At 64.5% G+C, this 25,561-nt stretch carries 18 protein-coding genes and 1 pseudogene; 9 read left to right on the top strand and 10 right to left on the bottom strand.

The features are described from left to right. Positions 1-23: 23 nt before the first annotated feature. The 3 genes from recC to recD are packed head-to-tail and all read left to right on the top strand — an operon-like array spanning position 24 to position 8,463. On the top strand, positions 24-3,290 hold the full coding sequence (gene recC / locus MTX34_RS16460; RefSeq protein WP_243610071.1) for an exodeoxyribonuclease V subunit gamma: 3,267 nt from the start codon (positions 24-26) through the stop codon (positions 3,288-3,290). Next, positions 3,287-6,604: a UvrD-helicase domain-containing protein gene (locus MTX34_RS16455; RefSeq protein WP_243610070.1), complete on the top strand. Its 3,318-nt coding sequence runs from the start codon at positions 3,287-3,289 to the stop codon at positions 6,602-6,604. The genes recC and MTX34_RS16455 overlap by 4 nt, the downstream gene beginning before the upstream one ends. Beyond that, positions 6,601-8,463, top strand: a complete 1,863-nt coding sequence (recD, locus tag MTX34_RS16450) for an exodeoxyribonuclease V subunit alpha (RefSeq protein WP_243610069.1) — start codon at positions 6,601-6,603, stop codon at positions 8,461-8,463. Before MTX34_RS16455 ends, recD begins: the two co-directional genes overlap by 4 nt. Before the next feature lie 21 nt (positions 8,464-8,484). Here the strand turns inward: recD and MTX34_RS16445 are convergent, their stop codons facing one another. The 4 genes and pseudogenes from MTX34_RS16445 to MTX34_RS16430 form a co-directional block, all read right to left on the bottom strand. Beyond that, complete coding sequence (locus MTX34_RS16445; RefSeq protein ID WP_243610068.1) at positions 8,485-9,303, bottom strand: hypothetical protein; 819 nt, start codon at positions 9,301-9,303, stop codon at positions 8,485-8,487. A 78-nt stretch (positions 9,304-9,381) separates the two neighbouring features. Next, a pseudogene (locus MTX34_RS16440) lies at positions 9,382-10,524 on the bottom strand (sulfite reductase subunit alpha); the annotation flags it as partial. Positions 10,525-10,632: 108 nt separating this feature from the next. After that, the gene (locus tag MTX34_RS16435; protein ID WP_243610067.1) at positions 10,633-12,102 is read right to left on the bottom strand and encodes a DUF2079 domain-containing protein; all 1,470 of its coding nucleotides are present in this window, start codon (positions 12,100-12,102) and stop codon (positions 10,633-10,635) included. Positions 12,103-12,152: 50 nt separating this feature from the next. After that, on the bottom strand, positions 12,153-13,133 hold the full coding sequence (locus MTX34_RS16430; RefSeq protein WP_243595352.1) for a GTP pyrophosphokinase family protein: 981 nt from the start codon (positions 13,131-13,133) through the stop codon (positions 12,153-12,155). A 91-nt stretch (positions 13,134-13,224) separates the two neighbouring features. On the opposite strand from MTX34_RS16430, the gene MTX34_RS16425 reads away from it, so the two are divergent. Continuing rightward, positions 13,225-14,199 (top strand): sigma-70 family RNA polymerase sigma factor, encoded by a 975-nt coding sequence (locus MTX34_RS16425; protein WP_243595351.1) that lies wholly within the window; start codon positions 13,225-13,227, stop codon positions 14,197-14,199. 12 nt (positions 14,200-14,211) lie between these two features. Here MTX34_RS16425 and MTX34_RS16420 read toward each other — a convergent pair whose 3' ends face one another. Next, positions 14,212-14,619, bottom strand: coding sequence for a VOC family protein (locus tag MTX34_RS16420; RefSeq protein WP_243610066.1), 408 nt, complete (start codon positions 14,617-14,619; stop codon positions 14,212-14,214). A gap of 168 nt (positions 14,620-14,787) precedes the next feature. Further along, positions 14,788-15,057 carry a hypothetical protein gene (locus MTX34_RS16415; RefSeq protein WP_243595349.1) on the bottom strand — a complete coding sequence of 90 codons (270 nt, stop codon included), beginning with the start codon at positions 15,055-15,057 and terminating at the stop codon, positions 14,788-14,790. A gap of 269 nt (positions 15,058-15,326) precedes the next feature. Between MTX34_RS16415 and MTX34_RS16410 the strand changes: the two genes are divergently transcribed. Both MTX34_RS16410 and MTX34_RS16405 read left to right on the top strand, forming a co-directional pair. Further along, entirely contained in the window at positions 15,327-16,508 is a 1,182-nt protein-coding gene (locus tag MTX34_RS16410) for an NAD(P)/FAD-dependent oxidoreductase (RefSeq protein WP_243595348.1), read from the top strand. A gap of 70 nt (positions 16,509-16,578) precedes the next feature. Beyond that, positions 16,579-17,688 (top strand): hypothetical protein, encoded by a 1,110-nt coding sequence (locus MTX34_RS16405; RefSeq protein WP_243610065.1) that lies wholly within the window; start codon positions 16,579-16,581, stop codon positions 17,686-17,688. A 34-nt stretch (positions 17,689-17,722) separates the two neighbouring features. Here MTX34_RS16405 and MTX34_RS16400 read toward each other — a convergent pair whose 3' ends face one another. From MTX34_RS16400 to MTX34_RS16385, 4 genes are read right to left on the bottom strand one after another with little or no spacing between them, the layout of a single operon-like run. Then, complete coding sequence (locus MTX34_RS16400) at positions 17,723-19,165, bottom strand: GntP family permease (RefSeq protein ID WP_243610064.1); 1,443 nt, start codon at positions 19,163-19,165, stop codon at positions 17,723-17,725. Further along, positions 19,162-19,800: a bifunctional 4-hydroxy-2-oxoglutarate aldolase/2-dehydro-3-deoxy-phosphogluconate aldolase gene (locus MTX34_RS16395; RefSeq protein ID WP_243610063.1), complete on the bottom strand. Its 639-nt coding sequence runs from the start codon at positions 19,798-19,800 to the stop codon at positions 19,162-19,164. Before MTX34_RS16395 ends, MTX34_RS16400 begins: the two co-directional genes overlap by 4 nt. Then, entirely contained in the window at positions 19,797-21,410 is a 1,614-nt protein-coding gene (locus MTX34_RS16390) for an amidohydrolase family protein (protein ID WP_243610062.1), read from the bottom strand. Before MTX34_RS16390 ends, MTX34_RS16395 begins: the two co-directional genes overlap by 4 nt. Before the next feature lie 14 nt (positions 21,411-21,424). Beyond that, on the bottom strand, positions 21,425-22,714 hold the full coding sequence (locus tag MTX34_RS16385) for an amino acid deaminase (RefSeq protein ID WP_243610061.1): 1,290 nt from the start codon (positions 22,712-22,714) through the stop codon (positions 21,425-21,427). A 121-nt stretch (positions 22,715-22,835) separates the two neighbouring features. Here MTX34_RS16385 and MTX34_RS16380 point away from each other — a divergent pair, with 121 nt between their 5' ends. From MTX34_RS16380 to MTX34_RS16370, 3 genes are read left to right on the top strand one after another with little or no spacing between them, the layout of a single operon-like run. After that, positions 22,836-23,858: a sugar kinase gene (locus MTX34_RS16380; protein WP_243610060.1), complete on the top strand. Its 1,023-nt coding sequence runs from the start codon at positions 22,836-22,838 to the stop codon at positions 23,856-23,858. After that, complete coding sequence (locus tag MTX34_RS16375) at positions 23,855-24,652, top strand: IclR family transcriptional regulator (RefSeq protein ID WP_243610059.1); 798 nt, start codon at positions 23,855-23,857, stop codon at positions 24,650-24,652. Before MTX34_RS16380 ends, MTX34_RS16375 begins: the two co-directional genes overlap by 4 nt. Beyond that, complete coding sequence (locus MTX34_RS16370; protein WP_243610058.1) at positions 24,649-25,050, top strand: RidA family protein; 402 nt, start codon at positions 24,649-24,651, stop codon at positions 25,048-25,050. Before MTX34_RS16375 ends, MTX34_RS16370 begins: the two co-directional genes overlap by 4 nt. The last annotated feature ends 511 nt before the right edge of the window (positions 25,051-25,561 follow it).

Here is a 25,561-nt window from a genome sequence, read left to right as displayed (position 1 = left end):
CGAGCAGGCAGGGGACCGCAACGGTGTTGACGCTCCACCGCGCCGAACGCGCCGGAACACTGGCGGCTGCACTCGCCGACATTCTGTCCGTGCCATTGGACGATCCATTCGCGCCCGAGATCGTGTCGGTTCCGGCGAAGGGCGTCGAGCGCTGGCTCACTCAGCGACTGTCGAGCACTCTGGGCAGCTCCGAGGGTGCGGGCATTGCAGCCAACATCGACTTCCCGAGCCCGGCGCGATTGGTGTCGCGCGCCATCGCGTCGGTCGACGATATCGATCCCGACGACGACCCCTGGGCTGTGGGCCGAGTGCTCTGGACCGCGTTGGAGGTGATCGACGAGTGCCGCACCGAACCCTGGGCCGCGGTGCTGTCCAAGCACCTGGGGGCCGGTTCCGAGGATCATCGTGCGGGACGCCGTTGGTCGACGGCATCGCATGTGGCAGAACTGTTCCGCACCTACGGATCTCAACGACCTCAGATGCTGCGCGACTGGTTCGCCGGACGCTTCACCGACGGACACGGCGGCGACCTGGACGAGGACCTGCTCTGGCAACCACGAGTGTGGGGCATGGTGCGGGAGCGAATCGGCAGCCCGAGTCCAGCCGAACGACTGCCGCAGACATGCGAACGACTGCGGGACGCACCGGAATCGGTGGAGCTACCGAGTCGATTGTCGGTTTTCGGCCCGACCCGACTGACGACCGATCAGCTCGACATACTCGGAGCGCTGTCGCACGCGCGCGACGTGCACATCTGGATTCCGCATCCGAGCCCGACCATGTGGAACTCCCTCGCCGATCGGCAGCGCGTGACTCGCCGACGAGACGACACGACGGCTCTGGCCGTCGAACACCCACTGTTGGCCAGTCTGTCGCGCGACGTGCGAGAACTCCAGGCGGTGATCGCTTCGGCGGCGACTCGTACCGTGCACCACGACGGCCCGCACCCGGCACCCACCCTGCTCGGGCGAGTGCAATCGGACATCACGGCCGACGCCCCTCCCTCCGGCGACGGCACAGTCGCCGCCGACGACACGGTGCAGATTCACGCTTGTCACGGGCCTGCGCGACAGGTCGAAGTACTACGCGAGTCGCTGCTGCATCTGTTCACCGACGACCCGTCGCTCGAACCGCGGGACGTCCTGGTGATGTGCCCGGATGTCGAGACCTACGCGCCGTTGATCCGCGCGAACTTCGGGCAGGCGGCGCTGGTACATCCAGGGCATCGGCTGCGCGTGCGCCTCGCCGATCGGGGCCTACGCCGCACCAATCCCATCCTCGACGTCGTCGCCACGGTGCTGGATTTCTCGGAGGGACGGGTGACGGCGAGCGAGCTGTTGGACTTCGCCGCCAGTGGCCCGGTGCGCGAGAAGTTCTCGTTGACCGACGACGATCTCGAGCGCCTGCGCGACTGGGTGACGACCTCAGGTGCCCGCTGGGGATTGACGGTTCGGCAACGAGAAGCGTTCGGTTTGAACAACTTTCGGCAGAACACCTTCAAGTCGGCGCTCGATCGCATCCTGCTGGGGGTGGCCGCGGACGAGACTCGGAACGAATACCTCGACCTCGCACTGCCGCTCGACGACGTCGACAGCAACGACATCACCCTTGCCGGCCGCTTCGCCGAACTCGTCGATCGACTGGCCTCGGTTCTCCGAACGCTTGCCGGCCCGGCGTCGGTGGCCGAATGGACGCAGCACTTGAGCCGCGCCCTCGATCTCCTCGCCGACGTGCCCACGGCCGACGAATGGCAACTGGCACAAGCGCATCGTGAGATAGCCGACGCCACCGAACACGGCAGCGCGGCCGAACTTCGGCTCGCGGACGTGCGCGCGATGCTGGCCGGCAGACTGGCCGGGCGACCTACCCGGGCGAACTTCCGCACCGGTGAACTGACCGTGTGCACCATGGTTCCGATGCGATCGGTACCGCATCGGGTGGTGGTGCTCCTCGGGCTCGACGACGAGGTGTTCCCCCGGGTGGGCAGTATCGACGGCGACGACATTCTGGCCCGCGACCCAGCCGTCGGCGAACGAGACATCCGCAGTGAGGATCGGCAACTACTTCTCGACGCGGTGATGTCGGCCGAGGAGAAACTACTGCTGTTCTACACCGGAGCGGACCCCGTCGACGGATCGGCGAAGCCGCCCGCGATCCCACTGCGCGAGTTGATGGACGTGCTCGAGGCGACCGCGGGCGGACGCGTCGAACATCGGCATCCGCTGCAGCCGTTCGACCCCCTCAACTTCGAGGCCGAGCACCCGTTCAGTTTCGACGCGGTAGCCCTGGCCGGAGCGGTGTCTCAGCAACGAACGCCCGGTCCGGCGACACCCTTCCTGCCCGATCCACTCCCGCCGGCTCATCGCGGGGACGTCGGCCTCGCCGAACTGATCGCCTTCGTCGAGAATCCGGTGCAGGCGTTCCTGCGCCAACGGTTGGGCTTCCGCGTTCCGGAGCTGGAGGACGATCTTGCCGACAGTCTCGACATCGAACTGGACCCGTTGTCCCGGTGGAGTATCGGCGACCGGATGCTCGCCGCGGTGCTCGCGGGCGGTGACATCGGAGAATTCGCCGACGCAGAGTGGCGGCGCGGCACCCTGCCGCCGTTCCACCAGGGCCGACGGGAGATGTCCGACATCAGACAGATCGTCGGGATCATCGCCGACGCGGCCGCGCCCTTCCATACGGGCGCGGCCGAGACCATCGACGTCGCGGTCGAGCTGGGCGACGGACGGCGCCTGACCGGCACCGTCACCGGAATTCACGGCCACACTCTCGCGCGCTCCTCGTACTCGCGCCTGGCCGCCAAGCATCGACTGGCCGCGTGGGTGCGGTTGCTCGCGGTAGCCGCATCGGAGACAGGGGAGTGGACCGCCGTCACCATCGGCCGGGCGAGCGGGATGCGCCCGCCTCGTCGCTCTTCGATGAGGGCCCCGCGTGACCCTGTCGCCGTGCTGCGGGAGTTGGTGGACTTGCGCGATCGCGGACTGGCGTCGCCGCTGCCGATCTCGACCGGTACCGCATCTGCGTACGCGGAGAAGCGGTTCGGAGGCGGTTCGATCGAGGACGGCTACGACTCGGCCACTTGGGCATGGCGCGGCGACTTCGGGGACGGAACCGATCGATCGTTGCGGTACGTCCACGGTCCGACCTTGTCGTTCCAGACTTTGCTCGCGACGGTCCCGCTCGCCGACGAGACGGAGCCGTCGAACGAGAACAGCCGCTTCGGCGTTCTGGCTCGAAAGCTGTGGGATCCGTTGCTGGCCGCCGAGAACATGGGAAATGCATGACCACCGCCCGTGGATTCGACCTGCTCGGTTCGATGCCGACCGGAACGACCGTCCTCGAAGCCAGCGCCGGAACCGGCAAGACGTATGCGATCGTCGGGTTGGCCGCGCGCTACATCGCCGAAGGAATCGCCGAGATTTCGGATCTGCTCCTGGTGACGTTCAGTCGGGCTGCGACCCAGGAACTACGGGATCGCACCCGCAGCAGATTCGCGTCGATCGCCCGCGACCTGGCAGACCCGGGCACCGCTCGTGCGTCCGAGGATCCACTCGTGGCATTCCTGGCCGCCGTCGACGACGCCGAAGTGGACAGGCGTCGAGGAAGATTGCGAAAAGCTCTGTCCGACTTCGATGCCGGGACCATCGTCACCACCCACAGCTTCTGCCAACGAATGCTCGACGGACTCGGCATAGCGGGCGAACGCGAACCCGAATCGACATTCGTCGAATCGGTCTCGGATCTCCTCGAGCAGGTCGTGGACGATCTGTATCTGCAGATGTTCAGCGGCGACGACGAGGCACCGGCATTCAGCAGGCGGGATGCTCAGCAGTTGGCGTTGGCGGCCGTGGGTGACCAGCAGTCGACTCTGTATCCCGACACCGAGGACCTGGACGACGACAACCGCGAGCCCGCTCTGCGGGTGCGGTTCGCCCGCGAAGCACGACGTGAAGTCGAACGTCGCAAGCGTCTACTCGGGGTGCGCGACTACAACGATCTGCTCGGACTTCTGCATTCTGTGCTGTCCGACCCAGTACACGGCGAGGCCGCCTGCGCGCGAGTGCGAGATCGATACCGCGTCGTGTTGATCGACGAGTTCCAGGACACCGACCCGATGCAATGGGACATCCTGCGGCGGGCGTTTCACGGATTCACGACGCTGATCCTCGTCGGCGATCCGAAGCAGGCCATCTACGCGTTCCGCGGAGCCGAGGTACTGAGCTACCTCGACGCGGTGCAGACCGCGGACCACCTCTACGAGCTCACGGCCAACTGGCGTAGTGATTCGGGGCTGCTCGACGCCCTGCATCATCTGTACGGCGGCGCAGCCCTCGGCCACGAGGACATCGTGGTGCACCGAGTCGAGGCGCGAAACCCGCTCTCGCGCATGGTCGGGCATCCTCCCTTGCGGGTGCGTTATCTCCCCCGAACCGGCGCTGGTCCACTGCGGCAGGGTTTTCCCGCAGTGGACCGACTTCGATCTCGGGTTGCGGCAGACGTTGCGGCGGACATCGTCGAGCTACTGTCCCGACATGCCGTGATCGATCGACCCGACGGGCCCCGGTCGATCGAACCGCGGGATATCGCCGTGTTGACCCGAACGACCAAGCAGGTGGCGTTGATTCGGGACGCACTCGACGCGGTCGGGGTTCCGTCCGTCGTGTCGAGCAGCACCAGCGTGTTCGGCACCGAGAGCGCCCGAGATTGGTTGTGGCTGCTGCAGGCGATCGAACAACCTCATCGCACCGATCGCGTTCGCCTCGCCGCCTTGACACCGTTGCTCGGATGGACTGCTGCACAGCTCGATTCCGGGGCCGAGGACGCTCTGTCGCAGGTCAGCAGTCGACTGCGTGAGTATTCGGTGCTGTTCGATCAGGCCGGATTCGCAGCAGTGTTCGAGAGGGTGTCGGCCCAGTCCGGACTCGACGCCCGACTGCTGGCGGTCGAGGCCGGCGAGCGCACGATGACCGACCTGCGTCATATCGCCCAGTTGCTCAATCGCGCAGCGGTATCCGAGTCCTTCGGAATCACCGCCCTCACCCGGTGGTTGACGGACCGCATCAAGGAACCGGCGGCCGGCGGGTCGACCGATCGCAGTCGCCGGCTCGACAGTGATTCCGCCGCAGTGCAGATCATGACGACACACGGCAGCAAGGGACTCGAATTTCCGGTCGTCTATCTCCCGTATGCCTGGGACGCGTTGTACTTCAGCAAGCCGTCGACGTTGTTGTTGCACGAGAACGGCGAACGCATCCGAGACGTCGGCGGACCGTCCGGTGCGGGGTACGCGGCCAGGAAGGTGCTCAACGATCAGGAGGAGGCAGGCGAGGAACTGCGACTGCTCTACGTCGGACTCACACGTGCCGAGAGCCAGATCGTGCTGTGGTGGGCACCGGGCCGGAACACCGCGACCTCCTCGCTGCACCGCATGCTGTTCGGTCGCATCCCCGGAATTGCGCAGCCGGAGCGGTCGTACAAGGTGCTCGACGACGCGACGACTGCGAACCGGCTGCAATCCTGGGTCGGGTCGGCAGCCGACCTCGTCTCGGTCGAACCGGTGGGCCCGGGTGCACCATCGAGCGAGCACTGGATCCGACCCGAACAGGCGCACTTCGACGTCGCTGCCGCACGCTTCGATCGAACCCTCGACCTACTGTGGCGTCGAACGTCGTACTCCGCGTTGACCGCTCACGCTCACGATGCCGCACCCGTCCAGTCGGAGACGGGAGTGACCAGCGAGGCCGAGCACCCCGAGAAGACCGACGAGCCTGCGGAACCACCGGTTGGTGAGGGCGAACAGCCGGAGGGAATTGCGTCACCGATGAACGGCATGCCCGCCGGTGCGGCGTTCGGAACGCTCGTGCACGAGGCGCTCGAACACGTCGACACCTCCGCGCCCGATCTACTCGCGGAACTGGAGCGCCGTTGTGCAGCGGCTGTCGCAGCGCGGATGGCCGAGGTCGATCCGGTAGCTCTGGCCGCGGCCCTACTGCCGGTGATGCAGACACCGTTGGGATTCGGGACCCTCGCCGACACAGCGCCGTCCGATCATCTGGCCGAGCTCGACTTCGAGCTGCCCTTGGCCGGCGGCGACGATCCGGTGGCAGCCACGGTCACGCTGAAGTCCGTGGCGCGCCTGTTGCGGCACCACCTCGACCCGACGGACGTGCTCGCGTCGTACGCAGATCTGCTCGACGATCTGGAAGCGACACCACTGCGCGGCTTTCTCACCGGAAGTATCGACTCGGTTCTTCGCGTGCCCGGACCGCGGTACGTCGTGGTGGACTACAAGACGAACCGTCTCGCCCGGGGGGATCTGACCACCGGTAACTTCACGCGCGAGAAGATGGCCCAGGAAATGATCCGCTCGCACTATCCGCTGCAGGCCATCCTGTATGCCGTTGCGCTGCATCGATATCTGCGATGGCGTCAACCGGACTACGATCCGACAGTGCACCTCGGTGGCATTCGCTACCTGTTCGTTCGGGGCATGGTAGGACCCCGGACTCCCGCCGGGTGCGGGGTGTTCGACTGGGATCCGCCCGCAGCTCTGGTGGTGGAGCTGTCGGACCTGCTCGGCGGGAGGGTGGTCCGATGACCAGGGTCTCGATTGCGCTGCGCGGCAGTGGGATTCTGCGTGTCTTCAACGACGCGGGTGTGCTGTCGGCATCCGATGTGCACGTGGCGTTGCGGCTCGGTGCCCTTGCCGGGGAGTCGTCGGAGTTGGTACTGCTCGCCACTGCCCTTACCGTGCGCTCGGTGCGATCCGGCTCGGTGTGCCTGGATCTGCGACGACTGCGTGACGTCACCGTCGACGAGGATTCGGATGTCGATCCGAGCGTCCTTCCGTGGCCCGAACTCGACGACGTACTCCGAGCACTGAGGGTGAGCCCACTGGTGGTCGGCAGTTCGAATGGACCGCTGAGGCCGCTGAAACTGGTCGACACAGATCAAGGTGAGCTGCTGTACCTGGATCGATATCATCTGCAGGAGAGCACCGTTCGAGATGTTCTCGACGCTCGTTCGCAGTCCCACCCGACTGCCTGTGCCGACGAGATCAGAGACGCCCTTTCGACGCTGTTCGTGGACGAATCGGGTTTGCCGACGGCCGCTCCCGATCGACAGCGGATAGCTGCAGCCCTGGCGGCAACGCAGTGGACCACGGTCATCGCCGGCGGGCCGGGAACGGGAAAGACACATACGGTAGCGCGCATCCTGGCGCTGCTCGTCCGCGAGCACGGGAGCGACCTACGCATCGGACTGGCCGCACCCACCGGCAAGGCCGCGGCCCGATTGCAGGAGTCCGTATCCGAACAGGCCGATCTACTCGAGCTTCCGGCGGAGCTGAAGGCGATGACGCTCCACCGCCTTCTGGGGTGGAAGCCCGGCAGCAAGACGAGGTTTCGGCACGACGCCGAGAACCGGTTGCCGTACGACGTGATCGTCGTCGACGAAGTCTCGATGGTGTCGTTGACGATGATGTGCCGACTGCTCGAAGCGGTGCGCCCCGAGTCTCGGCTGATCCTCGTCGGCGACCCCGATCAGCTGACGTCGGTCGACGCGGGAGCAGTGCTTGCAGATCTGGTGGCCCGGCCGGTCACCGGCACCGAGAATCCGGTGCTGGCGCAGCTCGTGGACGAGGATTTCGCCGCGGCCGAGGACCCTGCAGAGGCCGCTCTCAGCGGGTTCGAGCGAGATCGATTGCGCGGCGGCGTAGTTCGGCTCAGTCGTGGCCGACGGTTCGGCGGGGCCATCGCCCGCCTGGCCGTGGCCGTGCGAGACGGTCGGGGCGACGACGTGATGGCGCTGCTCGAGTCGGGCGCGGAGGAGATTTCGTTCCAGGGCCCCGACGACGTCGATGCGCTGCGATCCGACGTTGTGGACACCGCAGCCGAGGTGACCGCCGCCGCTGCACGCGGAGACGCCACCGCAGCACTGCTCGGGCTCGAGAAACACCGCCTCCTGTGCGCGCACCGCGAGGGTCGATGGGGCGTCTCGCGATGGGACCGGCAAGCAATGGAGTGGGTAGGGGAAGGAAGCGGAACGTTTCTCGATCCCTCGCTCTGGTACCCCGGGCAACCTCTGTTGGTGACGGCCAACGACCACGAAGCGAGGATCTACAACGGAGATACCGGAGTAGTGGTGATGGGTGACAACGGAACTCCGATGGCGGCGTTCGCCCGAGGACGCGGCCACGTGTTGATCCACCCGAACGTGCTCTCCTCGGTACATACCGTCTACGCGATGACGATCCACCGCAGTCAGGGCAGTCAGTACGACACCGTCTCGGTTCTGCTGCCCGCCGAGGCATCGACGCTGCTGACCCGAGAACTGCTGTACACCGCCATCACCCGGGCGCGCTCGCACGTCCGGGTCATCGGTACCGAGCAGGCCATCCGGGCAGGTGTGGAGCGTCAAGTGCTGCGGGCGAGCGGGTTGCGCCGAAGAATTCTGTAGTTCGTCGGGTTCTGTAACTCGTCAGCGGCACGCGTGGCGGTCCGCCGTGGTTACGGCCTCGATGCTGCGTGCGACCAACATCCAGGTACGCGCAAGATTTCTCGACACGGCGACCGGGTTCTCTGCGCCGGAGTCCGCAGATCGGCGGGCGCGTGCCGCAGCCGATCGATGCAGCGACAGTGCTCGAAGTTTCAGCGCGTCGATATCGCCGCCCGCGCACACCGACCGAACGGTGCGCGCGTCGACGCGCCGACCGACCAACTGGCACAACGCCTGCAGTGACCTCAGCTCGGCAGGAACGTCGTCGGTTGTCTCCAAGGGGCTTTCGGTCGCTGTGCCGGCCGTCCGACCGACGAATCCGCGTTGTAGGTCGACCGGCCCGGACGACGTCCCGTCGGCCCCGACACCCCAAGCGCTCAGGAACGACGGGTGCGGCACGTTCCAGATCTCGCGGAACGCGCGCGTGATCATCTCCGCGACGAGCGCCGCATCTGCTCGGTCGTCGGTGCGCGTGAGATCGATGATCGACCCGTCTGCGACCGGCTTGCCTCGATCCAGCCAACCGCAGTTGAGGAGCTGCACATCAAGGGCCGTTGCGTCGGGGGCATCCGGGTAGAGCAGCGACGGCAGCGCTGCCACCGACACCAGCGGACCGCCGTCCGTCGCCGCAACATCGATGTACGGCCGCAAGCCACGCTCCCCGGGACTCGCCTGTGCAGCCGAAATCGTGATGTAGTCCCGCCGCGGCAATGTCCGAAGACGAGCATGCAGGTTTTCGGTGAACGTGGCCCACGCGAGCGCGGTGGTGGAGTCGAAATGGCCGTTCTGCAGTGCGGTCACGATGCAAACCCTCTTCTCGGACGAGAACTGATGCCTGTATCCGAGACCGTAGCGAGGGGGTCCGACAAGAAAGGCTCGTCAGTACACGTCGCGCAGGTAGCGCTTGGATCGCTTGAGGTCGTTGACGTAGTCCTCGGTCGCGTCGGGGGAGCGACCACCGTGTTCGGCGACGATCTCGTGCAGTGCCTCGTCGACACCTTTGGCCATCCGGGCCGCATCACCGCACACGTAGAGGTGCGCACCTGCTTCGAGCCACCCGTACAGCTGCTTACCCGACTCGGGCATGCGGTGCTGCACATAGATCTTCTGCGGTTGGTCGCGAGAGAAGGCCAGATCGAGTCGAGTCAGCAGGCCGTCTCGCTCGAAATCGACGAGCTCGTCCTCGTACAGGAAGTCGCTCGACCGATGCTGATCGCCGAAGAACAGCCAGTTCTCGCCCGTAGCGCCCCGTGCGCGACGCTCGTGCAGGAAAGCTCTGAACGGTGCCACTCCGGTTCCCGGACCGATCATGATGATCGGGGTGTCGTCGGATGGGAGGCGGAAGGACTTGTTGGCCGACAGGAACACCCCGGCCTGGTGTCCGTCCCCGACGCGATCGGCGAGATACGTCGAGCAGACGCCGCCGCGATCACGCTCGGCCGATCGGTACCGGACTGTGGACACGGTCAGATGTACGGTGCCCGCGTGCGCGATCGGTGACGACGAAATCGAGTAGACCCGGTGTTGCAGTGGACGCAGCAAACCGAGAAATTCGGCTGGATCGAATGCGCCCGGTCGATCGAGGTCGAGAACGTCCACGACGTCGCGACCCCATGTCCAGGCGTCGAACGATGCTCGGTCGCCGTTCTGCAGAACGTGGTCGAGTTCGGCGTCACCGGCGCGTTCGGCCACCGCCTCGATCAGATCCATCGACGGGATACCGATCTCGTAGTCCGTGGTCAACGCGTGGGCCAGGGTGATCTCGCCGGACTTCGTGTGGACTGCGGTGTCGGCCGGCACTCCGAGACGCTCGATGACGGCAGCGACCAGTGCCGCGTCGTTGACCGGTTTGACGCCGAATCCGTCGCCGGCCTCGTAGGCGATGCCGCTCTCGCCGAGTGCGACCGCAAAATGCCGGACTTCCTTGGCGGACTCGGGACCGGACAGGCGTCGGTTGCTCAGGATCTGCGCGAGGTAGGGATTCTTGCGATTCCACGGCGAGCGCTTCGATGCGGTCTTGGTGGCGCCGAGATCGCCGGTTCGAGCGTCGATAATCTGTACCTGCCTTGCGATTGTCGTCACGGTGAGTCGAGCGAGGGGTCGATCGGCTCAAACACTAATCGGGACGACTCACCGGCGGTGGAGGACCTCGATACCGTCGACGGAGTAGACGACGTCGTATCCGGTCGACAGCGCCCGGTCGACTGCCTGGAGATCCCCGGTCTCGTCCGTCGGCCACCCTGCAGGCCGTTGCTGGTTGACGACGATCCAATCCGGGACGGTCGAATCGGTGGCGCGCTGCGGAAAGACCGACACGTCGTGGTCGGCGACGAGCTGTGCGACGAGATTGTTCGACGCAGCCACTCGATTGCCTGCGGGAATCGACTCGGATATCTCTCGGACGGTCGTCACTTGCGGATCGATCGTCCACTCTTGCGCCTGCACCACCCGCGACATGGGCAGGAACGGCAACGCGATCACCGCGAACGCTGCCACGAACGCGACGATCAGCTTTCGGCCTCGTTCGGTGAGTTGACCGTGCCGGTGGCTACGCGCCAACGCGTCGAGCAAGGCGACGAACACGATGACCATCAGAATCGCGTTGTAGTGGTAGATCGGCTTCCAGAAGTTGGTGTTGTCACTGAGAAAGCGCCACGCGATCGTCGGTACGGCGACCAGCAACAGCGGGGATCGCAGGGCGAAGAAGCCGGTGACCGCGAGTAGTAGAAAGGCGGTGGCCGCTCGGGAATCGCCTGCGACCAACCCGTGCGCTGTGTCGGCGATGCCTTCACCGAGTGGAGGCAGTTTGGAGCCTTGGTCGTACGAGTTGTCCGAACTGAGCGCCGGGACGATCACCTTGACCGCGAGAACCACCCAGGCCAGCCCCCATACAGCCGTCAGCGCCCCCAGAATGCGTGTTCTTCCGGTCGTCCACAATGCCACCAGAGCGCCGATCACGATCACCGTCAGGCCCATGTCCTCCTTGACGAATACCAGAGGTAGAGCCCAGGCCAGGGCAGGCAGCCAGCGGCGTCGAACCAGCGCGACCATCGACATCGCCAGCAGCGGCATCGCGAACGCCACCTCGTGGAAGTCGAAGTTCAACGCCGCCTGGACACCCCACGACAGTCCGAACGCCGCGGCGATCACGACGCCGACGGTCGTGCCGAACTTCTGAGCCGCCAGCCGAGCGATGGGGATCACGGCCAGTGCGAACAGCACGGCCTGCGCGATCAGCAACGTCTCGGCGTGCGGGAACAATCGATAGACGGGGCCGAGCAACGCGGTGATGGGGGAGAAATGGTCGCCCAGGGTGTTGAACCCGGTCCCGAGCAGGTCGGAGGTCGGCACCCGAAACTGCGAGTACGACGCGATCTGCTGGACGAATATCCCCAGATCGAACCCGGATGTGCGGAGTTGGCGATGCCCCAGCACGGACATCGTCGCGTACAGACTCGCCAGAACGGCGAACGAGATGGCCGGCACCACCGTCTCGGCTGTGCGAAACCTCGCGTACCGGTTGGCGGACCCTCTCGTATCGGCCGCAGTGTCGACAGTGTCGGCATCGGTGACGACCGTGGAATTCTCGGTAGTGGTCACGAGAAGGCATGTCTACCGGACCGACGTGAGATGTTCCTGAGAACTCCAGGTCAGCGCTTGCGCTTCTTCGCAGGTTTGCGCCGTGGCGGCTGCGAGGTGAGGTGATAGTAGAGCGCATCCTCGGAGTCCTCGACGACCACATCGATGAAGTCGCCCACTTCGAGATAATCGTTGACGGCGATCCGGTCGGTCGAGCCGATGACCGCTTTCACCGATCGAGCGGGAACGAGGCCCCTGCGGCCGTCCGGGCCGACGGCGAGTGCATAGCGTGGACCGGTGCGGGTGACCCTGGCGCTGATGAAGTCCGGATCCTTCGGAATCGGGTCGGCCGCGAGCACGCCCCCATCCTTCGACGCGGCTGTCAACGAGTCGAGCTGCGCGGCAAGATCATCGGCCATCGCATCCACCTGATCGAGCAGGTGGGCCATGTGCGCGGCGTAATCGGTGTGCTTCTTGGTCGGCTTGAGTGCCTCACCGGGCTTGTACATGTCCTCGTGGGTCAGCTCGCCCCAGGCGTCCTGCAGGCGGGTCTTGACCTGCACTTCGACCTTCACGTCGAGATCACCCTGATGTGTGGCCACTCGAACGACCAACACGGCGTGGTACGCGCGGTAGCCACTCGGCTTGGGAAAGGCGACGTAGTCGGTGGGTGGTTGCGCGAACCGCACAGAACACTCGGGGTCGTTGCATGCTCGCTCGAGCGCAGCGACGAACGACAGCTGATCGCGCGGGGTCTTGCACAGCACCTTGACGCCGACCAGATCGGGCAACGCCTCGGCGACGGCGTCCGCGTCGGTGGGCTCGTCGATTCGCCCCTCGGAGAGATAGCGGCGCAGTTTGTCGGCCGATCTGCCCGGGTCCTTGATGCGAGCCGTCTGCGCATTCAAGCGGTCTCGATCGACGTCCTCGAGAATCTCGTCGGCGATGGTCTCGAGGAAATTCTGCGCGGTGACGAGAGCGGCTTCCCACGCTCGACGACGCTGCAGGTACAGCTCTTCGACCAAGTCGTCGATACTCGTTGCCGATGTCACGATGCCGAGGTTAACGCAGAAGAGTCGGCAATCCTTTCGGCGGCGCGCGTTCGACCTGTGGCGCGACCGGGTCCGGTTTACGCTCTACCGCATGACCGTGGCCTCGGATCAGAAGGACGACTTCGTCCAGCAGTTCGATCCCTTTCGTCGTGAGTTGCTCGCGCACTGCTATCGCATGACCGGGTCGATTCACGATGCCGAGGATCTGCTGCAGGAAACGTACATTCGCGCCTGGCGTGGGTACGCCAACTACGAGGGCCGTTCGTCCCTGCGCACGTGGCTGTACCGCATCGCAACCAACACCTGCCTCACCGCGCTGGAGGGTCGGGCGAAGCGTCCTCTGCCGACCGGCTTGGGTGCACCGAGTTCCGGACCCACCGACGAACTCGTGCAGAACAACGAGATTCCGTGGCTCGAGCCGATCGCCGATTCCGATCTGGCGGATGCAACTGATCCCGCCTCCATCGTGGTGGCCAAGGAGTCCGTGCGGCTCGCCTTCGTCGCCTCCCTGCAACATCTGTCGTCGCGGCAACGCGCGGTGCTGCTGATGCGCGAAGTGTTGCAGTGGAAGGCGTCGGAAGTTGCCGAAGTTCTCGCCACGACGACGACCGCCGTCAACAGCCTCCTGCAGCGAGCACGGGAGCGCCTGGACGAGATCGCGCCCGAGCTCGACAACGTCGAGCCCATCGAATCCGCGGAGCTACAGAAACTTCTCAGCCAGTACGTGGAGTGTTTCGAGAGCTACGACATCGACCGACTGGTCACATTGTTCACCTCGGACGCGGTGTGGGAAATGCCGCCGTTCGTCGGGTGGTACCAGGGTGGCGAGACGATCGGATCGCTCATTCGAAACAACTGCCCTGCAAACGGGGCGGGGGATATGCGGATGGTGTCGACCTCTGCCAACGGTCAACCTGCGTACGGGCTCTACATGCTGAGTGAGGGCGGTGTGCACCGGCCGTTCCAGCTGCATGTTCTCGATGTCGATGCCAGAGGGGTCGGGCACGTGGCCTGCTTCTTCGATCTGAGTCTGTTCGATCGCTTCGGTTTACCCGACCGCCTCTAGGCACAAGGTCGGTCAGCTCTCCGGGACGGCCGACGGGTCCATCCACATCACTTCCCACACGTGGTAGTCGAGATCTCGGAACGCCCGGCCGTACATGAACCCGTGGTCCTGGGGCTCCATCCACTTCGATCCACCCGCGGCGATCGCCGCGTCGGTGAGCGAATCGACCTCTTCGCGGCTGTCGGCCGAAACACACATCAGTACTTCCCGAGCCGAGCCCGTGTCGCAGATCGAGTCCGAGATGAAGTCCTCGAACCGAGAAGTGGCCAAGAACATCACGGTCGCCTGATCGCTGACGACCATCGAGGCACAGTTCTCGTCGCTGAACACATCGTTGAATTCGAATCCGAGACCCTCGAAGAATGCGCGGGTGGCGACGACATCGCGGACGGGCATGTTGGCGAACAGCATTCGGGACATGGATACACCTTTTCTGCGGGAACCTGCTGCTTCGAACCGTCGAACAACGGTCTTGCTCGTACTGACAGCTGCAGATCCGAAAAGTCACCGGCCGCACCGCCCCGACACGACGCGACCCCGCCGAGCAGGTGCTCGGCGGGGTCGCAGACTGCGAAGCTGAAAGGGGCGTTATCGGGTGATCTGCGCGAGGCGGGAAAGCATGCGCGAAAAAACGTGACCGTCGTTACCCAGCTCGGCGTACGGCTCGGTTTCCTGGCTCGACGCGGTGGCGTCGGGTGTTGCCGCAGCGAGTGTGCGGGCAAGGCGGGTGCGACGCTCGATGGCGTCGAGGATGGTGGCGTCCAGCGTTGAAACTTCGTCGAAGAGCTGGTCGACGTCGGCTGTCGCGATATCGGCGGTCTCGTTGCCAATTGCGAGCGAATCGATCTGAACAGTCACATCGTCTCCTTTTGTTCGCGTCCTGAGGTGTGAGTCGTTCGGTCGGCCGGAACTGTTACAGCTCGTCTCGAGTAAAAACGATGTTTCCTCGCCATGACCAACATGCCCACTCGACGGGCCTGGGCCAACCTCTTCGGGGTGTGATGCTGCATACAGTCCGGTCGGTTCCAGTACCAGGAGATTCGTCGAGCCGAACAGCGCGAAGATTGCCCCGGCGCTGTCCCGGGTAGCCCATGGAGCGAATCACGTCGACTTTCGAGGAGTGAACGATGCGTTACGACTACCTGATCATCGGCGGGGGAATGGTCGCCGACAGCGCCGCTCGCGGAATCCGCGAGCAGGACGACGCGGGAACCATCGGCATACTCGGCGCGGACCCGGACGAGCCGTACACGCGACCCGCCCTGTCGAAGAAGCTGTGGACCGACCCTGAGTTCGGCCGTGATCAGGTTCCGCTCGACACCGTCTCCGACACCGGTGCAGAGGTGCACACCGGAACTCGGGTCGTGTCGTTGGATCGCTCGAACTCGTCGGTGACGACGGAATCGGGAGATCGCCACGAGTACGGGACGCTGCTTCTGGCCACGGGAGCCGTACCGAACCAGCTCGAACTCGCCCCCAGCCCACGCGTTGTGTACTTCCGCACTTTTGCGGACTACCGAGCGCTACGCGAGCTCACGAAGACCGCTGATCACATTGCGGTGGTCGGCGGCGGCTACATCGGCACCGAGATCGCAGCGGCCCTGTCACTCCAGGGTGTGAAGGTCACTTTCGTGACGTCCGACGCCGTCTTGGGCGGGCATATGTTCCCGCCCAGTCTGGCCGCCGGTTTCGACAAGGGCTTCGCCGGCCACGGAGTAACCGTGCGCCGAGGGACCAAGGTCGTCTCCGGTGCCGAGGCGTCGGCGCGCGTACAACTGCAGCTCGACGACGGCTCGACCGTGGAGGCGGACGGCGTCGTGTTCGGTCTCGGCGTCCGTCCGAGCACAGAACTGGCCGACACTGCCGAGTTGGCGGTCGACGACGGCATCGTCGTCGACGAGTTCCTCCGGACCGCCGACGAACACGTCTACGCGGCGGGCGACGTGGCCAACTATCCCGACGCCATCCTGGGACGCCGACGCATCGAGCATGTCGACAACGCAACCGAGATGGGCAAGGCTGCCGGACGCAACATGGCCGGCGCCGCAGAGTCCTACTCGTACACTCCGTACTTCTATTCCGACGTCTACGACGACGGCTATCAGGCGATCGGCACGGTATCCATGTCGCTGAACGTCGTCGAGGACTGGAAGTCGGTAGGCAAGGAAGGCGTCGTCTACTACCTCGATGACGATGCTGTCGTTCGCGGTGTGCTCATGTGGAACGTCTGGGAAGGCCTCGACGTGGCGCGCACACTGCTGGCCGAGAAGAAGCCGCAGACCGAGCAATCGCTACGCGGTCTGATCTGAAGTTCTGGAACACTCGTGTGCGAGCGATCCGTAGACGACACTCGCGATGCGGCGTGACCTAGGAGAAGCGATGTCCGAGTTCGATGGCAGTGGGTCGGCCGAACAGCGTGCCCGATTCGACGACGAGGTTCACAGCCGCTGTGCGGACTGCCGGCTGCCCGGCCATTCCGAGCCACTGTCCGATGCGGCCGCTATCGCCATCGCGGCCGGGCAGGTCGACGAGGCCACCCGAGCAGTGCTCGTTCACCGTTGGCATGCCGGACGCTCGCTGCCGTCGATCGGAGGCTTCGGCGCGCTGCGCAGTCTGGTGGACGAGCGCGATCGGTGGCGCGCCAAGGACACGACGAGCAAGCCTGGATCGGCTCTGGCGTACCGGCTGCGAGTCGCCGAGCTGACCAAGCGCATCAATCACCACCGCACCACCGTGGTGATGTCGAATCGGCACTACGCCACCGGAGTGCGTGCGGCGCGGAAAGAACGGCGAGAGGGTGTGCATCTCGATCTGGACCAGCGGGACGCAGTGTTCGACGCCCTGACGAGAACGCCCGCGCCTCAGAAGTTCGGGCCGATCGCCGAACGTGGCCTGTCACTGGTGGACGCGGCCACGGATCGAGTGAGCTCGCTGGCCCGGAGGACCCCGGTGGCCGACCGGGTGGAGTGGGCGACCGGATTTGTCGACCAGTTCGTCGATCGTAAGGACGACCGGTTCGACGATCGATACGACACCTTGCTGTTCCTGGCCGGCACTTCGTTCGATCGGGTGCGTCGGTCGCCGGCGTGGCAGTCGACGTACTTCGAGATCCAGCGCAATCAGCTGGATCTGTTTGTCGAGCTCACCGAGATCTCGGTCGATGCGACGTCGTTGCGCGCTGTTGCGGCGGAGCTGAACCGAATCGGTGAGACGATGGTGGATGAGGATACCGCCGCCCAGGTCGAATCCCGTCGCGGTGCACTGGAAGTGGTGTGGACACAGTTGACCGGACGGGTGGCCGCACTGGTTCGACTCGCGAATGTGGTCGAGTCCTCGGAGACCGAGGCGCGCACGTCCGACGCGATGGCCCGCGCGCACAGTCTCGACGACCGAATCGACGACCTGGTCGGGCGATCCGGTAGCCGGGAGATGTCTGCGGAGAACACACATTTCGTCGGTGATCAAGTGCGGACGCAGGGGCGCGAGTGAGTGCCGCCCAGGGCACCCGATCGCGCCACTGGCTCTAGGCGATGATCGCGAAGAGAACTCCCGCGACCGCAAAGCTGACCACGGACAGGATCGTTTCGAGGACCGTCCATGTTTGCAGTGTCTGCTTGACGGTCAGGTTGAAGAATTTCGCGATGATCCAGAAGCCGCCGTCGTTGACGTGGCTGGCGATGATCGAGCCCGCCGCGATGGACATGGCGATCAGCGCGACGGCCGGAGCCGAGTAGTCCTGAGCTGCCACGAGGGGGCCGACTATTCCACCTGTCGTCACGATGGCCACTGTCGCCGAGCCCTGCGCTACGCGTAGTGCACAGCTGATGATGTAGGCCAGGACGATGATCGGAAGACCTGCAGCAGCCATGGTGTCGGCCAAGGCAGTACCGATCCCGGTGGCGGAGATGACTTTTCCGAAGAACGCGCCTGCTCCGACGACGAGCAGCAACATGCCCACCGGACGCAGGGATTCTCCGGTCAGTCTGCTCAGTTCCTGGACCGTCGATCCGCGGCGGATTCCCAGCACGTAGAACGCGATCAACACGGCGATGAGCAGCGCAACGGCGGGTGTGCCGAAGAACGTCAGAACTTCGAGCAGGTTGCCGGGGTCGAGCAGAATGCTGCCGAACGTGGCACCGAGGATGAGGACCAGCGGGACGGCGATGATCGCTCCGATGGTGCCCACCGACGGCGGCGTCGTGACGACGGGGCGCTTGGTGGTGACCGTTCCGGCACCTCCGCCCTCGGTGGAGCTCGCGTCGTCCCCGTCGTTGATGAAGTCGTCGGGTACATCCACGATGATGCGCTTTCCGATCCAATTGCCCCACACCAGGCCGGCCGCGATGAATCCTGGGATGCCGCAGACGAATCCGAACAGGATGAGCCATCCCAGGTTCACCTCGAGCAAGCCGCCGAGGGCAACCGGTCCGGGATGCGGCGGCAGGAAAGCGTGTGTCATGGACAAGCCGGCCAGCATCGGCAGTGCGTAGAGCACCAACGACTTTCCGCCCTGACGCGCCGCCACGTACACCAGCGGTGCCAACACGAAGATGCCGATGTCGAAGAACACCGGAATGCCGAAGATCAACCCCAGCAGACCCATTGCGACGGGTGCTCCGCGTTCTCCGAAGACACCCAGCAGCTTGGCGGTCAGTGCTTGTGCGCCACCGGACTTCTCTAGTATCGCGCCGAGCACCGTTCCCAGCCCGATGATGACGGCGATGTGACCGAGAATTCCGCCGAATCCGGTCTCCAGCAACGACTCGTTGCTCTTGATCGCAGTGCCGACTATCTCGTTCACGGGCAAACCGGCAGCCAGCGCCAAGCCGAGGCCGACGATGAGCAGCGCGATGAACGGTTCGAGCTTGACCTTGATGATCACTACGAGCAGTACGGCAATTGCGATGCCGCACAACACGAGTAGACCGGGCGTGGAGGTTCTGAGCCAGTCGACCACAGAATTCATGACGAGCCTTCCTTGATGTCTGCACTGATAGCCGTCACGAACGCCTGTGCTCGTGCGGTGATGTCGTCCCACTGGGCGGCCGCGACCGACGCCGGTGGAACCACATCGGTGCCTGCAGTCACTGCGACGGCACCGGATGTCAGGAACTGGGCGGCGTTGCCTGCGTTGACTCCGCCGGACGGAACGAGTCGAGCGTCGGGGAAGGGGCCGAGCAAGTCCTTGAAGTACGCGGGCCCGACGGTTCGTGCCGGAAATATCTTCACGGCATCCGCTCCGAGATCCAGGGCGGTCATCACTTCCGACGGGGTGAACGCGCCCATCATCAGCGGGATCCCGGCGTCCGTGACGATCGCGGCAACGTCGGGGCGGAGCCCGGGAGTGACGACGAAGTGTGCCCCGGAATCGATCGCGGACCGCGCTTGGTCGGAGGTCAGGACTGTGCCCGCCCCGACGACTGCACCTGCGTCCGATGCGGCGCGGATCAGTTCGAGGACGCCGGGTGTGGTGAAAGTCAGCTCGAGCGCACGAATTCCCCCGCGCGCGAGCGCATCTGCCAACGCAGCAGGATCGGAGATGTGCGGGGCGCGGACCACCGACAGTGCGCGGTCCTCGAGAATCGTCGTCAATGCATTCATGATGTTTGCTTTCCGGTGGGATTCATCCGCAGGGCGTGGCCTGCCAGAGAATGCGTGGGCCGTCGATCGTCGATGGCGAACGCGCCGTTGACCATGACGTGGCTGATGCCCTCGGCCTGTTGCTTCGGGTTCTCGAACGTGGCCGTGTCGCGCACGGTCGTCGGGTCGAACAGGACGAGATCGGCTGCGTGCCCCTCGGCGATCGTGCCGCGGGCGCGCAGGCGGAGCCGCGCAGCGGGACGACCGGTCAGGTGATTGATGCAGTCCTCCAGCGAGAGCAGCTGCTCGTCCCGGACGTAGTGACCCAGGTAGCGGGGAAACGTTCCCCAGGCGCGTGGGTGCGGCTTCTCGCCGACCAGGATCGCGTCGCTGCCGCCCATATGGCGTGGATGCGCCATGATCTCTCGGACGTTCTCCTCGTGGCCGACGTGCTGCAGGATGGTGGTGGCCAGCGCGTCTCGGCGGAGGAAATCGAAGAACACGTCCACCGGGGACCGACCCGCCTCGGCCGCTATGTCGGACATCGTGCGCCCGACGTAGCGATCGAGCTCCGGATTCGCCACTCCACTGAGCTGGATGGTCTCCCACTCGACGGTGACGCCATGGCAGCCGTCGGACCCGTCGACGTCGACGTCCTGTGCGATGCGTCGACGCATGTCCGGATCGCCGAGTCGTTCGAGTGCGCTATCCGGGCCACCCGACATCGCCCAACTCGGTAGCAGCGCAGACAGAGTGGTGGCTCCGGGCAGATACGGATACGTATCCAGGGTGACGTCGCACCCGTCGGCGATGGCAGAATCGACGCGGTCGAGAAACTCGCGTGCCCGGCCCCGATTGACGCCGAAGTTCATCGTTGCATGCGTCAGGTGCAGTGCGCATCCCGTGTCGCGGGAGAGGTCGAGCATCTCCTGGTACGCGTCGAGCGCCCCTGCGCCGTACGAACGAGTGTGGGGTGCATAGAAACCGCCGAATTCTGCGACGACCTCACACAGTGCACGTAATTCACTTGTGTCCGCGTACATTCCGGGCGTGTACGTCAAACCGCTGGACATTCCGACGGCACCCTCCTGCAGTCCCTGTGCCAACAGCTCCTGCATGTGGGCTATCTCGGACGGCGTCGCGGGTCGCTGATCGGCACCTACCGCCAGGTATCGCAATGTTCCCTGGGGAACGAGGTAGGCAGCATTCGGGGTGATTCCCTGATCGAGGCGAGTGAGGTACTCCGATACCGAACGCCACGAGAAGTCGAGGTCGACGGGATTGCCGTTCCATCCGGCGATCTGACGCCGCACCACGTCGAGCGTCGCGTCGTCGATCGGAGCGTAGGCAATGCCGTCCTGTCCGATGACCTCGGTCGTGACGCCCTGACTGATTTTCGGAAAGTGGTCGGGGTCGGTCAACAAACGTAGGTCGGAATGCGCGTGCATGTCGATGAACCCGGGGGAGAGGACCTGGCCCGGCGAGGCGTCGACGATTTTGTCGGCACCGGGCACGGTTCCGGGTTCGGCGATCGATGTGATGATTCCGTCGCTCACGAGAACGTCGCGACGCACACGTGGCGCTCCGGTGCCGTCGATGACATCGGCACCGCGAAAGAGAGTGCTGGGCATTGGGTTTCGTCTCTCTAGAAGAATGTGTGCACGAGGTCGACCACGTGGGGGTCCTCGCCGTCCGCGTCGTCGACGACGGGAACGAGTCGCCACTTGTCGAAGGCCGTGCAGGGGTGAGACAGGCCCAGGCGTACGACGGACCCCACCGGCAGCGCAGTGTTGTCCTCGGCCGGGAGTCGAAGGAAGGCGTGTTGGTCGTTCAGCGCGGTGACCTCGGCCCTCGGGTCGAGGATCTCGGTCCCTCGAATATGTTGCGCGACAGGCATTCCTTCGTCGAAGGGGAAGTCGCGCTTTCCTGCGTCGAGCAGTGCGAGCCCGGGCTCCGGACGAGATACCGTGCGTGCCCATCCGTGCATCGCAGACATCAGTGGTGCGTCGGTTCGGGCGGGAGTGAGTGGTGAGATCTGCGAGTAGAAGCCGTCGTCGTGCACCACGTAGGCTCCCGAGCGCAGCACTACGTCGGTAGATACCCCCTCCCCGGTGGTGAGGGAATGTAACCGCTCGACAACGAGGTCCTGGTAGGCGCTCCCGCCGGCGGTCACAATCGCATGCTTGCCGTACAACCCTTCGGCATCGAGGGCGCGATGGAGGGCAGCGACGTTGTCGAGGTATGTCCGAACTGCCCCCAGGCCACTGTCCGAGCGGTCGTGGCTCAGTGCGCCCTCGTAGCCGCCGACCCCGGCCAGGGTGAGCCGGGAGGACGACGCGATCGCACGGGCTGTCGCGGTTGCCTCCTCGATCGTGCGCGCGCCGGTTCGGCCGTGCGGGCCACCGAGTTCGACCACGACCGAGACCGGGCGGGTTCCCTGCGTCGAAAGAATGCGGTCCATCTCGTGCACCGTCGCCACGCTGTCCGCCCAGCAGTAGAACTCGAAGGTCGGATGCGAATCCAGTTCGGCCGCAATCCACGTCAATGCCACCGGGTCGATCTCGGCGTTGGCAAGAACGATACGTTCGACCCCGAACGCGCGCGCCGCCTGAACCTGCCACCCGGTTGCGAGGGTGATGGCCCAGCTACCGGCGTCGAGTTGCTGCTTCCACAGTTGAGGGGCCATCGATGTCTTGCCGTGGGGTGCGAGCAGCACGCCCGCGCGCGCCGTCCACTCGGCCATGACCGAGATGTTCGATGCGATTCGCTCTCGATCCAAAGTGAGTATCGGCGTCGTGAACTCGGAGAGCCGTGGCGACGTGGCGAGAAAGCTCTCGATGGTGTGTCCCCACGATCTCGGGGGCAGTGCCTTGTGCTCGGGTCCGAGCACTCTTCGGTTGAGTGCCTCGACGGCATCGGTGTCGATCACGGTCATCTCCTCGGTCCGGGAAATCTCAGATACGTTGCGTATTCTGCAACGCTAGTTGCGCAATGTGTTTATGCTTTGTAGTCTGCAACGAAAGTCAGCGTTCCCGCAAGAGTTCGAGGAGATCGACGTGAAAGCACCACGAGCGGTGTGTGTAGGCGAAGGCCTCGTCGTTCTGGTTGCCGAGCCGGGCCCACTGGAGCAATCGACCGTGTTCCACCGCACGTCCGGGGGTGCGGAAGCCAACGTGGCCAGGGTGTTCGGCCAGCTGGGCGTCGATGCATCGTGGATTTCGCGAGTGGGCGACGACGGATTCGGCCGATACCTGGTTCGGCAACTGGTAGGGGCGGGCGTCGACACTTCCGGTGTGGCGATCGACGCCGAGCGACCCACGGGTATGTACGTGAAGGAACGCGGCTCTGGCTCCGGCGACCGTCACGACCTTGCGTTCGGAGACAGTGCGATGACGTACTTCCGTGCCGGCTCGGCTGCGAGTGCTTTGTCTCCCAGTGATATTCGCGATACTGCTTCGGACCTGATCGCCGGCGCAGACTTGATTCACTTCACCGGAATCACCGTGGCCATCTCGGAAACCGCGGCCGACCTAACGAGATGCCTGATGGATTCACCCACAGTCGTCAGCTTCGATCTGAACTATCGGCAGGCTCTGTGGAAATCTCGACCGAACGCAGCTGCACGCGTGCTCGGTGAACATGTTCGGGGAAGCGATGTGGTGTCGATGGGTGCCGACGAGGCAGGACTCGTGTTCGGAACGTCCGATCCCGCCGAGCTACGCGAATTGTTTCCGGAACCACGACACCTGGTCATCAAGAACGACGCACACACGGTGACGGCGTTCGAGGGAAATTCTCGGGTCGACGTCCCTGCTCTGAAACTCGACGTGGTCGAAAAGATCGGTGCCGGAGACGCCTTCGCGGGCGGTTACCTGACCGGATTGTTGCTCGGTAAGAGTGCTGTCGCGCGTGTTCGGTTCGGGCATCTGTGCGCAGCGGGAGCCCTGACCGGGCACGGCGACATTGCGTCGGTGCTGCCCCTGGCGGTGCTGACCGAATTGGCGGAACTGCACGACGCCGATTGGGCGAGGCTGGACTACGCAGCCATGGCCGTGAGTCGGTCGGAGGTGCCGCAGTGAGTCAAAGCCTCGCTCGCGCGATGACACTTCTCGGCTTGCTCGGCGACGGACCGCGATCACTGGACGAGTTGGCGTCGGTGCTCGAGGTCCACAAGACGACCGTGCTTCGGCTGCTTCGCACGATGGAAGCCGACAGATTCGTCCAGCACGACGCGGATCACCGATATCAGCTCGGATCCAGGCTGTTCGAGCTCGCCAATCATGCGTTGGAACAGCGTGACGTTCGGACCATCGCGCGGCCGCACTTGGCAGAACTGAACTCGATCACCGGTCAGACCGTCCACCTCGCCACCTACGAGGCGGGCGTTGTCATCTACATCGACAAGTTCGACGCCCAACAGAGCGTTCGTATGTACTCGCGGATCGGAAAGCCTGCACCGCTGCACTGCACAGCCGTGGGGAAGATTCTGATCTCCGCTCGCCCCGAGGCCGAGCGCGCGAAGATCGCAGACGGCATCACCTACACGCCGTTCACGGAACGAACCATCACGACGGCCGAGGGTTATCTGCGTGAGCTCGAACTCGTGCTGGAGCAAGGCTTCGCCGAAGATCGCGAGGAGCACGAGTCCTTCGTCAACTGCATCGGCTGCGCAGTTCGCAACGGAACAGGTGACGTGGTTGCGGCTGTGTCGATGTCCGTGCCCGACATGGTGCTCGATCACCAGCAGGTGCTTGCGGCGCTCCCCGATGTGCAACGCGCGGCAGCGGCGATCTCCGAGGGACTGGGCTGGCGACCCAGCCGAGAACGGAACGAAACGACAGAAAATCCGAGTCATACGAAAGGGATGCAATGAGCGAGAAGATCGAAATTCGAACCACGGGTGCTCCTGCGCCGGCCCATACCTTCTCCCAGGGAGTCCGCAAGGGACCGTTCGTACAGGTCTCCGGGCAGGGGCCCGTCGACCCAACCACCAGCGAGTATCTGTACCCAGGTGATGTCGCTGCGCAGACCACTCGCACGCTCGAGAACGTCAAAGCCATCGTCGAGGCCAGCGGCGCAACGTTCGACGACGTCGTGATGTTGCGGGTCTATCTGACCAAGCGGGAAGACTTTCCCACCATGAACGACGCCTACGGGCACTTCGTGTCGGCGCACACCTCGGGTGACGTCCTGCCGAGTCGAACGACTGTGTTCACCGGATTGCCCAGGGAAGAGATGTTGGTCGAGATAGACGCCGTCGCGATCATCTGATCGACGCCGTGCGCAAGATGTTCACACGGAAATAACATCTGACCTGGCGATTTGCGTATGCGTTGGTCTTCGCGTAACTTTTGTCGAGTCAGAGCGACACGGACACCGACCCGGTCTTCACGGACAGGGACAACGAGGTTGTACGGAGTATGCACTGACCAACCCAGGCAAGGCTCGAAAGTAATGAGTCATGTCTGGGGTTCGAGCGTGTAAGCCCCGGAGTTACCGTGCATACGGTAGTGATGGTGTGTGCGTGTTCTTTGAGAACTCAACAGTGTGTCGATGAATGTCAGTGCCGAATTTTATTTGGTGAAAGCATTCGATGTATCAGCCATCCGCTTGTGGTGGTTGTTGTCGGGTGTTGTTTTGAAATGCTAGTTGAGTTTTTTTGCTAGTGATTTGACTTGATGTCTTTGACTGATTCGCAGCCCTTTTCGGGGGTTGTTGTTTCGCAGGTCTTTTACGGAGAGTTTGATCCTGGCTCAGGACGAACGCTGGCGGCGTGCTTAAC

Source organism: Rhodococcus sp. ARC_M5 (assembly GCF_022810405.1).
Lineage (GTDB): Bacteria > Actinomycetota > Actinomycetes > Mycobacteriales > Mycobacteriaceae > Rhodococcoides > Rhodococcoides navarretei.
This window is presented reverse-complemented; position numbering and strand designations above follow the sequence as displayed.

What these genes read in the sequence shown, in the direction of transcription:
- MTX34_RS16455 (WP_243610070.1), top strand. Translation starts at nt 3,287, where the DNA reads ATGACCACCGCCCGTGGATTCGACCTGCTCGGTTCGATGCCGACCGGA.
- recD (WP_243610069.1), top strand. Translation starts at nt 6,601, where the DNA reads ATGACCAGGGTCTCGATTGCGCTGCGCGGCAGTGGGATTCTGCGTGTC.
- MTX34_RS16425 (WP_243595351.1), top strand. Translation starts at nt 13,225, where the DNA reads ATGACCGTGGCCTCGGATCAGAAGGACGACTTCGTCCAGCAGTTCGAT.
- MTX34_RS16420 (WP_243610066.1), bottom strand. Translation starts at nt 14,619, where the DNA reads ATGTCCCGAATGCTGTTCGCCAACATGCCCGTCCGCGATGTCGTCGCC.
- MTX34_RS16410 (WP_243595348.1), top strand. Translation starts at nt 15,327, where the DNA reads ATGCGTTACGACTACCTGATCATCGGCGGGGGAATGGTCGCCGACAGC.
- MTX34_RS16405 (WP_243610065.1), top strand. Translation starts at nt 16,579, where the DNA reads ATGTCCGAGTTCGATGGCAGTGGGTCGGCCGAACAGCGTGCCCGATTC.
- MTX34_RS16400 (WP_243610064.1), bottom strand. Translation starts at nt 19,165, where the DNA reads ATGAATTCTGTGGTCGACTGGCTCAGAACCTCCACGCCCGGTCTACTC.
- MTX34_RS16395 (WP_243610063.1), bottom strand. Translation starts at nt 19,800, where the DNA reads ATGAATGCATTGACGACGATTCTCGAGGACCGCGCACTGTCGGTGGTC.
- MTX34_RS16390 (WP_243610062.1), bottom strand. Translation starts at nt 21,410, where the DNA reads ATGCCCAGCACTCTCTTTCGCGGTGCCGATGTCATCGACGGCACCGGA.
- MTX34_RS16385 (WP_243610061.1), bottom strand. Translation starts at nt 22,714, where the DNA reads ATGACCGTGATCGACACCGATGCCGTCGAGGCACTCAACCGAAGAGTG.
- MTX34_RS16370 (WP_243610058.1), top strand. Translation starts at nt 24,649, where the DNA reads ATGAGCGAGAAGATCGAAATTCGAACCACGGGTGCTCCTGCGCCGGCC.